The organism is Paracoccus sp. SM22M-07, from assembly GCF_001887735.1.
In the GTDB taxonomy this organism is placed as follows: Bacteria; Pseudomonadota; Alphaproteobacteria; order Rhodobacterales; family Rhodobacteraceae; genus Paracoccus.
In genome coordinates, this window is record NZ_JPKW01000026.1 from 1 (window position 1) to 12,846 (window position 12,846).

The following is a 12,846-nucleotide window of genomic DNA, read 5'->3' on the forward strand; positions in this document are numbered from 1 at the left end:
TGGATCGCAGGACCCTTGCATTGGTGGCTTGCCGGAAACGCTGTTCCGGATGTGCCCTCACCTGCCTGACAGAGGCCAGTGCGCCCGCAGCCAGATGCGGGCAAAGCGACGCGGTGAAAATGAAGCTGTCAGCCATGCTGCGGATCGCATCGATTAGTGTCAAGGGACCGCTGACATAGCCAGCACTGCCCGGCAGCCTGCCGAAGGCGGAGTGATTTCTGGCTGGCAGGGGATATGACGCCGACTGGCTGCAAGAAACGTTGGAAGACAAAGGGACAAGCGCCTGCATCCCCGGCCGGAAGTCCCGCAAGAAGTCCGTGAAATGCGACAAGCGGCGCTACAAAAGATGCAATCGTATCGAGATCATGTTTGGTCGTCTGAAAGACTGGAAACGTGTCGCCACGCGTTACGCGCAGGTGCCCGCAAACCTACCTCTCCGCAATCGCATTTGCCGCAACCGTCCTGTTCTGGCTGTGATTAAGAAAGAGTCCCGACCCTAGAAGCGGCCGGGTTGCGGCCTTGGTCCGAGGATGAAGTCAGTGAACGACTTTGGAAGTAATAGCCCCATGAGCTTTCACCCTCGCGACCAGCTCACGCCAGCCTCCCGCGAGTTTGTAGCGGCGGCCGCTGGTGGCCGTTCTAACACATTGCAAAACAGTGCCCTGCCTCAGAGTCAAAGATTTGGTCTTCCATCGAAGTTGACTAGACAAAAGGCCCGCGCCCGAGACAATGGCGCGGGCTCTGGTCACATGGCGTCGATCTGTTCGACCGCCGCGCGGCATGCCTCCTCATCACCCGCGGCAAGTGCAGTCCGGGCTTCCTCCATCAGACCCTCGTGATCGGCAGTCGGTTCGGCATCGGAGGCGGCAGCCTCGGCCGCGGTGGGTTCACCATCTTGCTGTGCTTGGACATCCTGTCCGGACATGGCGACCTCGGTCCCGGCCTCGGCTTCCGTCCCCTCAAGAGGCGCAAGTGATCCATCTTTGGCAATTTCGCCATCGGCTGTCGCTTCCGAAGCGTCCGAGGACGCAGCGTCAGGTGGGTCTTCGGTCGTGTCCGTTGCTGCACCCGTGTCAGCATCGGGCGTTTCCAAAGGCGCCAATGACCCGTCCTTTGCAATCCCTTCAACCGATTCAGCCTCGGGCGCCATTGAGGCACCGGTTTCGGCACCCATCCCCGTCTCGCTGGTCAAACGGGCCAGATCGTCGGCACAGTCCGCACTCGCCATGCCGGCAAAGGCGCAGACCGCACATCCGGTCAGCCAAGTGATTGAGCTTTTCATCGTCATCTCCCATGAATCCCCGTCTCCTCCTCCGGAGACCATAGTAAAAGCCGGAACCGACGCAGATGTTCCAGATGCGCGCAGTGGCCGTGACCGTCGCTCCCGCCTCCCGTTCAAGCTCCGGCCTGTGCGCCTGCCTGTAACGGGGTAATCCCCCCGTTTTTGCGGGGGCTTGGTCGTAGAATTTACGCGGCCATTCTCAGTTTCTGGGCGGGCGTCATCCCGCCATTGCCCATGTTGGGGCCATTGTTGTAGGACCAGAGCCACTCGGTGGCAATCTGTTGCACCTCGCCGATGGTTTCGAAAATGTGGAGGTCCAGCCATTCATGCCGGACCGTCCGGTTGTAGCGCTCGACATAGGCGTTCTGCTGCGGCTTTCCGGGCTGGATGTGGGCCAGCGAGATGCCCTTGTGTTCGGCCCATTCCATGAGGGTGCCGCTGATGTATTCAGGGCCGTTGTCGACCCTGATCGTCTTTGGCGCGCCGCGCCATTCGATGATCTGGTTCAGGGCCCGGACGACCCGCTCGGCGGGCAGCGAGAAGTCGATCTCAATGCCCAGGCCCTCACGGTTGAAGTCGTCCAGAACATTCAGCAGCCGGAATTGGCGCCCATCTCCGAGGCGATCGGCCATGAAGTCCATTGACCAGACCTCATTCGCAGCCTCTGGAACCGCCAGTGCGTCAGGCTTCTCCCAATTCAAACGCTTGCGCGGCTTGATCCGCAGGTTCAGCTCCAGCTCGCGGTATATCCGGTACACACGCTTGTGGTTCCACCCGTGGCCCTGAACGTTACGCATGTACAGGAAACACAAACCGAAGCCCCAGCTCTTCTTCGCCCTTGTCAGCCCAAGCAACAGGTCGGCGATCTGCTCGTTCTCATCGTCCAGCTTGGGGCTATATCGATAGCACGTCTCGCTGACGTCGAACGCCCGGCACGCCAGCGCAATGCTGACGCCCCTCGTTGCCACCGCTTTCTCGGCCAGCGCGCGGCGGTTCGCTGGCCGTGTCACTTTCTTCCCAGGGCCTCCTTGAGCAGATCATTTTGCATGCTGACGTCAGCGTACATGCGCTTCAGGCGGCGGTTCTCTTCCGCCATGGCCTTCATCTCGCTGATTAGGCTGGCATCCATCCCGCCGTACTTCGCCCGCCATTTGTACAGCGTGGCGCTGCTCATCCCGTGCTCACGGCACAACTCCGCAGCAGGCACACCGCCCTCCATCTGGCGCAGTACACCCATGATCTGGGCCTCGGTGAAACGTGTCTTCTTCATCGGAATCTCCTCGTTCATCCTGCCGAGAAAATTCTACTTCCGCATCCCCCTAAGATCGGGGGGGATTACCATCCCAGCTCACCTCGATCGACGCGCTTGAAGTATCATGAACCTTTGGCAAGTTCGTGGGCGGGCTCACGTTTAGTAATTTCGCTATGTGTGCAGTCAAGGCGAGTAGGCCATCCTCGAAGCGCCACACCTCAACATCGGATCCGTGGAACTCCCATTGTGGACGCATGTGATTGTCGAGATGGAAGGGGTTCTCGGCTGCCGCTTCGAGATTGGCCTCGAGCCAGAGTGAGAAGCTCGGCCAAGCCTTCCAAAAAACCTTACCAGCCAGAAGAGCGCGCATGCGGTATTCGCTAGGGATCCGATCATAGGGATTACGAACAGTCATTACGGCGTTATCAAAATATCCTTTTCCGAAAAGGGCTTTGAAATCCACCATTCGGAAATGCTGTGGCACGCAACATAGGGCAGCCGGGACACCGACGCTGTGAAAATGCAAAGGTGAGATCGTCTTCAACCACGTTTCTACGGTGCTACCTCCAGTCTTGGGGACGTGTAGGTAGAGAAGTCTGCGACCTTGGTGTTGTAGATATGGCATGAAAAGTTCGCCTCCTCCATTGCAGGGTGCTGCTCTGCGCTGGACTATCAAAATATAGCTGAGACAAAGCCTGTGATTCAGGAACAAGCTCCGGATGAGCGGCAGCCGAGCATCGCATTTAGCCCAGTGAAAATGCTTGAGATAAGGGGCCTACCCTTGATTCAGCCCTTCGCCAACAAAGCACATGAGGGACTGTAGCAGAAAATGAGATTTTTCGTCATTAGACGCGCCAAATGCAAACTTAGGCCAGTGAAGGTTCGCTGAACGGGCTGTTTGATGCAACCCAATCCGCTCCTTACGCATTTTTGAAACATCGTCTTCGTATCGAAAGCGGCTAACTTTAGAAGGAGCCTTCCCATGCCAAATCATGTTAAAGTCTTCCGAGAAGCAAAGTTTCGTCTCAAGCCATTGGACAAGAAAAGCGTTGAAGTCATGATCGAGGCAAAACTCGCCCAGGCTGACCGGCTATTGCAACTTTACAAGCCTAGAGCGAAGAGTCTTCACTCTTCAAATTCTCAAGAACGTTAATTCCTGTAGCTAGCGGGATCGACCAACACTTTAGCCGAGAGTCAGGGTCTTCTGACGTTGCCCCCGACTTTCATCCAGCGTGAGCGAGACTCCGGGTTTGAGTTTTGCCTGTTGGGGCGGGTTGGGCAACGGGGGCTGGCGCGGAGCTTTGCGGATTGCGCAGCGTCAGGCCCCGTTGCGGGGTGAAGGTTTGGGCGAACTGGCAGGCGTCTGCCAGCCGAGGCGGGAGTGGGGGCGTTCGGTGTTGTAGTCCTTGAGCCAGGCCGCGAGCGTGGCGTGGGCATGGCCCAGGGAGGGGAACAGCGTCTCGTTCAGGAGTTCATCCCGCAGGCGGTCGTTGAAGCTCTCGATGAAGGCGTTCTGGGTCGGCTTGCCCGGCGCGATGTAATGCCAGTCGATCTTGCGGTCATCAGCGAAGGTCAGGATCGCGTTCGAGGTGAACTCGGTCCCGTTATCGCTGACCACAGTTTTAGGCTTTCCGCGCACCTCGAACAGTGTCGCCAACTCCCGTGCCACCCTTGCGCCGGACAGGGACGTGTCAGCGATCAGGGCGAGGCATTCCCGCGTGCAGTCATCCACCACGGTCAGCACCCGGAAGCGGCGGCCATCGGTCAGCTGGTCAGACACGAAGTCCAAGGACCAGCGCTGGTTCGGCATCAGTGGCAACGGCATCGGAGCCCGCGTGCCGATGGCCCGCTTGCGCCCGCCGCGACGCCGGACGTGCAACCGCTCCTCGCGGTAGATGCGGAACAGGCGCTTGTGGTTCACCTCGTGGCCTTCGCGGCGCAGGAACACATGCAGCCGCCGATAGCCGAACCGGCGACGGACCCGCGCCAACTCCTTCAGCCGCTCGCGTAGCACCGGGTCATCCTGACGGATGGCCTCGTAGCGCACAGTCATCCGGCAACAGCCGATCACCCGGCACGCCCGCCGTTCGCTCATCCCGTGGCCCGCCACCAGATGCGCGACCGCTTGCCGCTTCGCGGCGGGCTCTACCATTTTTTTCCCAGGAGATCCTTAAGCGCCGCATTGTCCAGCATCGCATCGGCCAGCAGCCGCTTCAGGCGGGCATTCTCGTCCTCGAGCCCCTTCAGACGCTTCGCCTCGCCGACATCCATGCCGCCATATTTGGCTTTCCACTTGTAGACGGTCGCATCGCTGACGCCGTGCTTGCGGCACAGATCGGCGACGGAAACGCCGGCCTCGTGCTCTTTCAGAATGCCGATGATCTGATCCTCGGTGAACCTACTGCGCTTCATCTCTGGTCCTTTCGGTTAGGCCAGAGTCTACCTCAGACTGGATTAGGCGGAGGGGGCAACGTCACTTCACTTAAATAAGGTTGCGCCTATTCGGGACCATTACGGGCGTCCGCCCTCCATCGTCTCCCGCTACCTAGTTTTTATTCATGATCTAACAATGGTTCAGAAGGATGAGGCGACTGGATATGTGAGGGTTGATCGAGATCTGAGGGTAGTGACAAGAGAAGAGGTCAAATGCATTCTTGCGCGGTGATATTTTTGGGGCAGTGCGCTTGCTAAGTGTTTGACCCCACGGTTTGATGGTGCGATCCGTTTTCTGGAAAGGGGTGTGACCGTGGGGGCTAGGATCTTTGCGGAAGCGCCACGACCACGGCTGTTGCTCCAGAGATCTCATCAGCCCAGATGGTTGGAAGCGATATAGATGCTGGGCTGACCCGCGTCTCATCGGACATTTAAGGAGGCGGCTTGGACCAACCTACCCATCTTCCCACTGTCGGCCCAGTAACCGACGTACGACGTCATTGACGCCTAACATGGCATCATCCAGATCCGCCATGATCTGGTCGAGCTGGGCTTCGTTACGTTCCTCACGCGACTGAACCAACCGATCCGTCTGTTCTAAATGTTCGCGGCGCGCTTCGCGACCGCGAGACACACCGCCACGCCTAACCACCGCCCCTCCCGCTTGGCCCATCCGCGCAGCGAGGGATGGCAGCGCCCATAACCGGGAGGTGCTGCGGGCGGTGAGGTTGCTGAGACAGCCGGCATCGACCAGCTCGCCGATCAGAGACAGGGCCGTCCGTCGCGTCACGCCCAGATGATCCATGACCATCGCCGAGCTGATCACCGGCTGTGCCTTCAAATAGGTGATCAGGTCGACAAGGCGCGACCGACCGTGCGCGCTCGATGTCATGCTCGAAAGGCGCGCCAATTCATGGCGCAGGGTCCCCAGGTGGCCAAGCTCATACGAGAGACTCCGCGTGGCGGCCTCCAGAAACGTTTCCAAGCCTGTTATCGGCGACCAGATCCGAAAGCCATAGCGGGTCAGAGACACGGATGGTGGGACGATCCATCCGGCAGTCGTTGGCATCAGCATGCCCCCTGCCCTCTCGTCCATATCATCGCGGCCAGCACTTTGATTAGGAGACAGTCCCTGCAAGTGCCGCGCGGCGCCTTCCACCACCATGAAGACCAGGCGCTCGGCCACCGGGCTGCTGCGGCGGGAACGGAAGGCATAGCTGGCCGCCGCGCGCCATCCCGCCATGATCGGAGCATGGGACCAAGTGCGACCGGCCTCCATGACCAGGGGCAGCTCCGCATCCTCCAGACGATCACCCTCGTCGCGTGTCTGCCCGATGGGTGCGGCTGCCGCTTCGATCCGGCGTAGCACTGCCACCGGCGCGCCAAACGGATCCCCGGGCCGCCGGATGACGGACAGAACCTTCAGGGCCATCTCCACCGCCCGGGGATCCTCTTCCATCGCCGTTCCGCTGGTCAGACGCAGCACCATCCCCTGCGTGGAGATCCGCTCACCTTCGAGCCCAACCGATGCAGCGGCTTCCAGAAGGCTTGTCTCCATCCGCCACAATCCAGCCAGGGCGGGGTCGGCAAGAAGGATGCCCTCAACCCTTGCGGCCTGGGTCTCGGTACTCAAAAGAAGCGATCCGACATCCATCTGATATCCCTTAAATATGCCGCTTGTAGTTTAGCATATCTGCTTCTTTCTTCAGTTGCATAGTATTTTTAGAAAGGGATCAAAATTCCCGCCACTCTCCCTCACGCTGACGAAACACCGAAAGCTTGGAATAAGGTAAAGAAATTGCACAACGGCGCCGAATTCGGTCCTCTGCTGCGCGCAAATGATCCGGGGATCCGTATAGCTGCCGCAGATATCGCCGTTGCATTCGTTTACAAACGGTCGTTTATTGGCGGTATATAAATTTGCAAACGGTCCCTTTCCCATGCCCCTGATTGGCTATGCCCGTGTCTCTACTGACGATCAGACACTACTGCCGCAGGTCCAGGCTCTGAAAGACGCCGGCTGCTCAGTCATTCGCGAGGAGCACGCCTCCGGAGGCAATCGCGCCCGTCCAGTCCTGACGAGCGTCCTGAACGGTATCCGCAAGGGCGACACGCTAGTTATCATTCGGATTGACCGGCTGGCTCGATCCCTCTCGCATCTGTTGGAGATCATCGAGCAACTCGAAGCAAAGGGTGCGTTCTTTCGCTCGATCGAGGATCCGATCGATACAGCATCGCCCCAGGGAAAGTTTACGCTTCAGGTGCTCGGGGCGGCGGCCGAGTTCGAGCGGGCCTTGATCCGCGAGCGCACCAAGGCGGGACTGGCCAGCGCACGTCTTGAAGGGCGGATCGGCGGAAATCCCGGTCTGCGTGCCCGAAACCCGGAGGCGCTTCGTAAGGTACGCCTGGCACGGCATGACGGATATATGGAACGCGTTGCCCAGACCGCAGGGGACTGGGTTCCCCATGTACGCAGGCTGCGCCCACACATGGCCTGGGAGGATATCCTGCGGATCATCAATGCATCCCTGCCCCAGAACCGACAATGGACACAGCCGCGGCTCCTGAGGGCTGTGCGGGCCTATGTTCGGGACGGCTTCCTGCCCGAGGAGGTCCTCGGGCGTGCTGCCCGACGCGTAGGCGACGACCGTCTGCCGGCGATCGTGGCTGCGATAAAGGGGGCTGATCCCGAAATTACCCTCCCGGCCATCTGCGATCGCCTGGAGGCGATGCGTGAGCGCACCCCCCGCGGGCGGACCAACTGGCAGCCCTCGTCGGTCAAGATGCTGCTGGCACAGGCTGAGAAGCTGGGGATGCTTTCTCCACCAGCGCGACACTGATCTACCGCTCTTTGTCCGTCTCAGTCTTGCCTGACGACAAATCGCTTGCGCGAATCCGACTTGATTGGCAATAGTCACGGAAAAGGGCGATCAAACGCCCAAATCCGTGACCGAGTTTGGGGCAGAGACGATAGTGACTAGGGCTAACACTCAAGAAAACCTGAATGCTGTAATTCGGGGCCACTCGGAACTTCTAGCATCTCAGCTTCACTCGCAGCGGGAAAGTTTGTTCCCACCCGATGCATCCAAAACAATGCGTAAATTTACGTCAGGTGAAGCCGCGGCTTTGCTCGGCGTGAATGACTCATATTTGCGCAAGCTTCATCTAGACGGCAAGGGACCTTCCCCAGAGGTTACATCGGGCAATAGACGCCAGTACTCTGCCGACGATATTCAGTGCTTGAGAGTTTTGCTGGAGAAAACTGCGCGAAAGCCTGGCGACTATCTTCCTGGCCGCCGTTCGGGCGATCATTTGCAGATCATCGGGGTTATGAACTTCAAAGGTGGCTCTGGAAAGACCACATCTGCAGCTCACCTTGCCCAACGACTGGCGCTCAAGGGTTATCGTGTTCTGGCAATTGACCTTGACCCTCAAGCATCGCTGACAGCTCTTCACGGTGTTCAGCCTGAGTTTGATCTACCTAACGGCGGCACTCTCTATGATGCCATTCGGTATGATGCGCCCGTTCCAATAACGGAAGTGATCAGGCCGACATATATCCCGAACTTGGATCTTATACCTGGCAACTTGGAGCTGATGGAGTTCGAGCATGAAACTCCACGAGCACTTTCGCGCGGTAGTGCAGGATTGTTTTTCTTTCGCGTGAAGGAGGCATTGGCCAAAGTTGATGACAGATACGACGTTGTCGTAATCGACTGTCCGCCCCAGTTAGGCTTCCTCACGATGTCTGCATTGTCAGCCGCAACGGGTGTCTTGGTCACAATCCACCCCGAAATGCTTGATGTAATGTCCATGAGCCAGTTCCTTCGCATGACTGCAGACCTGATGGATGTCATCGCAGACAGTGGTGCGGATATGTCCCATGACTGGATGCGGTATCTTTTGACCCGCTATGAGCCAACAGATTCTCCGCAAAACCGCATAGTCGCTTTTCTGCGCACCATGTACTCAGACAAAGTTCTCAATGCCCCGATGCTTAAATCCACTGCCATTTCTGATGCCGGATTGACGAAGCAAACACTTTATGAAGTCGAGAGGAGCGCATTTACGAGGTCCACTTATGACAGAGCAATCGAAAGCCTGAATGCAGTTAATGATGAGATCTCGCAACTAATTCAGAAAACGTGGGGGCGGTAATGGCAGATAGCAAGAAACGGCGCATGTCGATGCTCGACAACCTCTCAGGAGCAGGTACCGCGCCGCCCGCTGGAACCATGATGTCGAGTAACCGAGCGCTCAGATCGGCACGTGATGCAGTTGATGCTCATAACGTATGGGATCTTGATCCGGCGCAAATTGATGATGATCGCTTCGCAGATAGATTGGACCCCAGTGACGTTCAGGATCTTCGAACCTCTATCGAGCAAAACGGTCAGACTGTCCCGATTCTTGTGCGTCGACATCCAAGTGAAGCGGACAGATACCTTCTGGTTTATGGCCGCCGCCGCCTTGAGGCCATCAGGGGCTCAGAGCGAACCGGAAGGATTAGGGCGCTCATTGCAAATCTCGATGACACGGCAGCGCTGAAAGCTCAGGTTTCTGAAAATACCGGACGGCGTGACCTTAGCTACATTGAGCGAGCCCTGTTTGCCAATGAGCTACTTGAAAGTCAGTTTGGCAATCAAACACAAATTGCCGAAGTACTGAATGTGACTCGTTCGGCGGTTTCGATGGCCATTGCTTTGGCAAAAGCAATTGACCCCGCTCTCGCCCGCGCCATAGGACCGGCTCATGGTGTTGGCAGACCCCGTTGGGAAGCGCTAGCGAAAGATATATCGGCGGCAGGCTCAGACCAGGCTTTGTTGTGCTCGATCGCAGAAAGTGCGCGCAGCCAAGGGGCTTTTGAAGCTGGCGAAACGAACGACGAGATACCCGCCTTGGATGCCTCTGTTGTAGCGTTTGAAGCAGTTTCAAAGCATGTCAAACGGCAGATCAGCCAAAAACGTGAACGACCACATGCCAACAAAGCGGTGGCGTTGACCATTGACGGCAAGCCTGCCGGATCCGCAAAAAGGACGGATGGTGCCATCCGCCTGGATTTGACGAACGTTGACGACGGCTTCGCTCTTTGGCTGGCGGATCAAGCTCAGAGTATTGTCTCTGAACTTCACGATAGGTGGAAGCGAGATGCGTGAGAATAAGAGCGGCGCATCAAAACGCAAGATGCGAACTAGTGAGGGCGAGTTCACAGCTGTGAACATTAGTTCGACTGCAAATAATCATCCCATTCAGCGATCTCCTACGTCACGCTCCACACGTTATCAAGCTCTTGCATGTGGGAACTGGGCTGCGATTGCCCTGCCTAAGCGGAGTGGATTTCGTGTTTTGGAACAGTCCAGTAGCGCTGATCTGCTTCTGTTCAGTATATTACAGGAGTAGCCATCATGGATTAAGTCGTGATTACCCTTAACGAAAAACCCCCCGCGCGGGGGTCCGCACGAGGGGGCTTGGGAAAAACTCAGGATTGGCGTCCTGAATTAGCAGCTAGTTTTCACCTGCTATAGTTACCCTCCCACTCCCGAAAATCAAGAGCAAAAAGCGCATCTGTGCGAGCGGATACGGCTTGCCTGCGGACACCGCGCTTCTTGATCGAGGAGCAGCAGATGAATACCGGAGAGGCCGCAGAACGCGGCAATTTTTTCAAACGCATAGACGGCGTTATTGATGGTGCGCGCGCAGACGGCAGTGCGGAAGATCGTAAACCGATCCGCCGCAATTCGCGCCGCAAGGGATCGTGCGAGGCATCATTCTGGCGCGGGACGTCGCGTCAGGACGTGCAGAAATTCCTTATGGCAGCTCGACACTATGAGCGGGCCAACAAGGAGCCCGGCAAGCGGAACGGTCCCCTCGGAGGCGTGGCATTGGAGGTCCTGGCGCTGTTTGCCAATCTGGTCAATTTCAAGTCGGGCCGACTTGACCCGTCCCTTGATTACATCACCGACAAACTGTGCAGGTCGCGTGACGCGGTTGTACGGGCGCTAAAGGCGCTGCGTGAACACGGCTTCATAGACTGGCTGCGCCGCTTCGAACCTATTCCGAATGAGGGCCGCGGACCGCAGGTACGGCAGGTCAGCAATGCCTATCGACTGTCTGCCCCTAAGCGCGCCCTTGCGCTTCTCGGTCGGTGGGCTGGCCGTCCAGCTACGCCGGATGATGAACAAGCAGGTCGTGAGGATCGCGCCGCTATGGAAGCAGAGTATGTACAGACGCTCGACCTTGCTGGACTGGCAGCGTTCAAGATCGACGACTCCGATCTTGCGAAGGCTTTGGCCGCGATGGGAAAGGCCATTGATTTACGCGAGTCCGCCAAGCGGACTGGATACCAATCTACCTCTTATTCTTATGCCGGATCATGATCCAGAGGTGCCATCAAGACTTTGTTATGCCCCTGAGGTGCATCAAGGGAGCATGAAACGGTGGCGGCGTGTGCGTTTCCAATCAACACGAAGCTTTAGCAGCACTGTTGCATAGCTGAGAATAACAGCATGTTGCAGGCGGAAAGCCCTACAGGAACGTCTCAAGGAAGGAAGCGCCGGATGAATAGGTTTTTCTTAGTTGCTGTCCTGTGCTGCACCGTAGCAGGACCAGGCTTAGCCAACAGTATTGCCGGGCAGGCCAGTGTAATCGACGGAGATACAATTGAAGTTCATGGAAAGCGGATCAGGCTGGTATCCATCGACGCGCCTGGATCACGGCAACCTTGTTTTGACCGCCAAGGCCGGGCATGGCGCTGCGGTCAGCAGGCGGCACAAGCCCTTTCAGACTTCATCGCCCGCAGACACGTAACATGCCAATCACAAGGCAAGGACCGCTATCGCCACATCCTCGGAGATTGCGCCGTAGCCAATGTTAGCCTGTCGGAATGGATGATCGAGAACGGTTGGGCGGTGCCCTACTATGACCGTGACGGTAGCCATACAGCCGGCGCTGATCGCGCTAAATGAGCTACTCCCCGAGAATCGGATAGTGAAGGAAGCTACGATTTGACGTTTGCTGGTCTCCAAGAACTAGGAGATCAGAAATGCGGAAACGCAGAAACCATGACGCGGGCTTTAAGGCGCGTGGTGCGCTGGAAGCATTGAAGGGCGAGCGCACTGTGTCGGAGCTGGCCGCCGAATACGGCGTGCATCCGACGATGATCCATCAGTGGAGCGAGCCATGGTCCGCCATCGGTTCAAGGACAATGGTGAGCGCGCTGCTCGACGGTGCGGCGGATATCTTCGAGCGCGGCGGCAGAAAGCCTGTCGCGGAGGTGGATGAGGAGACGGTCCGGTCACTGCATGCCAAGATCGGAGAACTGGCTGTCTGACCTGCCACTGAACTTTCATCCAGCCGCGACCGGAGCCTGGTTGGTGGTTGGTCTGCCTACGTTTTCTGGACCGCCGGATGCTGGAGTTTCCGGCCTTGGTCACGATGGCGGGCTGGTTGCGCCATCGGGAAAGTGCAGCGCGCTCGGGACGTTGTAGCCGATGGCGCTATGGGGACGGTCATCGTTGTAGTGTCTTCGCCAATCCTCCAGCTTTTTGGCCGCATCCGCAAGGCTCATGAACCAGTGGGCATTCAGACATTCGGCGCGCAGCTTGCTGTTGAATGCCTCGATGAAGCCGTTGTCGGTGGGCTTGCCGGGCCGTGAGAAGTCCAGGGTGACCTGTCTGGCGTAAGCCCAGAGATCCAGATCGCGGGAGATGAATTCGCTGCCATTGTCGACCCTGATCGTCTTGGGGTAGCCGACCTTGCGGCAAACCCGTTCCAAGGATTGCACCACATCCTCGCCGCGGTAGCTGAACCGCACATCCGTTGCCGGGCAGTAGCGGGAATGCGTGTCGACGATGGTCAGGATCCGCAGCTTCTTGCCGAG

General features: G+C 57.9%; 10 protein-coding genes and 3 pseudogenes. 7 read left to right on the plus strand and 6 right to left on the minus strand.

The annotated features are described in order from the left end of the window. Positions 1-182 precede the first annotated feature (182 nt). Positions 183-477 (plus strand): annotated as a pseudogene (locus tag IE00_RS18515) (transposase); the annotation flags it as partial. A 268-nt stretch (positions 478-745) separates the two neighbouring features. On the opposite strand, the gene IE00_RS19950 reads toward IE00_RS18515, so the two are convergent. The 5 genes and pseudogenes from IE00_RS19950 to IE00_RS18545 all read right to left on the minus strand — a co-directional run bounded on the left by IE00_RS19950 (position 746) and on the right by IE00_RS18545 (position 6,621). Next, a complete protein-coding gene (locus IE00_RS19950; RefSeq protein ID WP_139291534.1) occupies positions 746-1,324 on the minus strand; it encodes a hypothetical protein in 579 nt (192 codons plus the stop codon). Positions 1,325-1,467: 143 nt separating this feature from the next. Further along, positions 1,468-2,552, minus strand: a protein-coding gene (locus tag IE00_RS18525) for an IS3 family transposase (protein ID WP_139291535.1) whose coding sequence is annotated in 2 segments (ribosomal slippage) — positions 1,468-2,303 and positions 2,303-2,552 — 1,086 coding nt in all. Because the reading frame shifts where the segments join, the coding sequence is not laid out codon by codon here. Positions 2,553-2,601: 49 nt separating this feature from the next. After that, positions 2,602-3,000: a hypothetical protein gene (locus IE00_RS19955; protein ID WP_139291536.1), complete on the minus strand. Its 399-nt coding sequence runs from the start codon at positions 2,998-3,000 to the stop codon at positions 2,602-2,604. Between the two features lie 757 nt (positions 3,001-3,757). Next, positions 3,758-4,946: pseudogene (locus tag IE00_RS18535) on the minus strand (IS3 family transposase). A gap of 475 nt (positions 4,947-5,421) precedes the next feature. Then, a complete protein-coding gene (locus tag IE00_RS18545; protein WP_072298661.1) occupies positions 5,422-6,621 on the minus strand; it encodes a helix-turn-helix domain-containing protein in 1,200 nt (399 codons plus the stop codon). 286 nt (positions 6,622-6,907) lie between these two features. Between IE00_RS18545 and IE00_RS18550 the strand changes: the two genes are divergently transcribed. The 6 genes and pseudogenes from IE00_RS18550 to IE00_RS20970 all read left to right on the plus strand — a co-directional run. Beyond that, positions 6,908-7,807 (plus strand): recombinase family protein, encoded by a 900-nt coding sequence (locus IE00_RS18550; protein ID WP_072298662.1) that lies wholly within the window; start codon positions 6,908-6,910, stop codon positions 7,805-7,807. Between the two features lie 133 nt (positions 7,808-7,940). Next, positions 7,941-9,125, plus strand: a complete 1,185-nt coding sequence (gene repA, locus IE00_RS18555) for a plasmid partitioning protein RepA (RefSeq protein ID WP_042252870.1) — start codon at positions 7,941-7,943, stop codon at positions 9,123-9,125. Beyond that, the gene (repB, locus tag IE00_RS18560) at positions 9,125-10,123 is read left to right on the plus strand and encodes a plasmid partitioning protein RepB (RefSeq protein WP_072298687.1); all 999 of its coding nucleotides are present in this window, start codon (positions 9,125-9,127) and stop codon (positions 10,121-10,123) included. The genes repA and repB overlap by 1 nt, the downstream gene beginning before the upstream one ends. A 468-nt stretch (positions 10,124-10,591) precedes the next feature. Further along, positions 10,592-11,344, plus strand: a complete 753-nt coding sequence (locus IE00_RS18565; protein ID WP_072298663.1) for a hypothetical protein — start codon at positions 10,592-10,594, stop codon at positions 11,342-11,344. Between the two features lie 180 nt (positions 11,345-11,524). Next, on the plus strand, positions 11,525-11,932 hold the full coding sequence (locus IE00_RS18570; RefSeq protein WP_072298664.1) for a thermonuclease family protein: 408 nt from the start codon (positions 11,525-11,527) through the stop codon (positions 11,930-11,932). A 77-nt stretch (positions 11,933-12,009) separates the two neighbouring features. Beyond that, a pseudogene (locus tag IE00_RS20970) lies at positions 12,010-12,121 on the plus strand (hypothetical protein); the annotation flags it as partial. Positions 12,122-12,396: 275 nt separating this feature from the next. On the opposite strand, the gene IE00_RS18580 reads toward IE00_RS20970, so the two are convergent. Beyond that, positions 12,397-12,846, minus strand: a 450-nt coding sequence (locus IE00_RS18580; RefSeq protein ID WP_139291543.1) for an integrase core domain-containing protein, incomplete at its 5' end; no start/stop codon positions are given.

What these genes read in the sequence shown, in the direction of transcription:
- IE00_RS19950 (WP_139291534.1), bottom strand. Translation starts at nt 1,324, where the DNA reads ATGGTCTCCGGAGGAGGAGACGGGGATTCATGGGAGATGACGATGAAA.
- IE00_RS19955 (WP_139291536.1), bottom strand. Translation starts at nt 3,000, where the DNA reads ATGGTGGATTTCAAAGCCCTTTTCGGAAAAGGATATTTTGATAACGCC.
- IE00_RS18545 (WP_072298661.1), bottom strand. Translation starts at nt 6,621, where the DNA reads ATGGATGTCGGATCGCTTCTTTTGAGTACCGAGACCCAGGCCGCAAGG.
- IE00_RS18550 (WP_072298662.1), top strand. Translation starts at nt 6,908, where the DNA reads ATGCCCCTGATTGGCTATGCCCGTGTCTCTACTGACGATCAGACACTA.
- repB (WP_072298687.1), top strand. Translation starts at nt 9,125, where the DNA reads ATGGCAGATAGCAAGAAACGGCGCATGTCGATGCTCGACAACCTCTCA.
- IE00_RS18565 (WP_072298663.1), top strand. Translation starts at nt 10,592, where the DNA reads ATGAATACCGGAGAGGCCGCAGAACGCGGCAATTTTTTCAAACGCATA.
- IE00_RS18570 (WP_072298664.1), top strand. Translation starts at nt 11,525, where the DNA reads ATGAATAGGTTTTTCTTAGTTGCTGTCCTGTGCTGCACCGTAGCAGGA.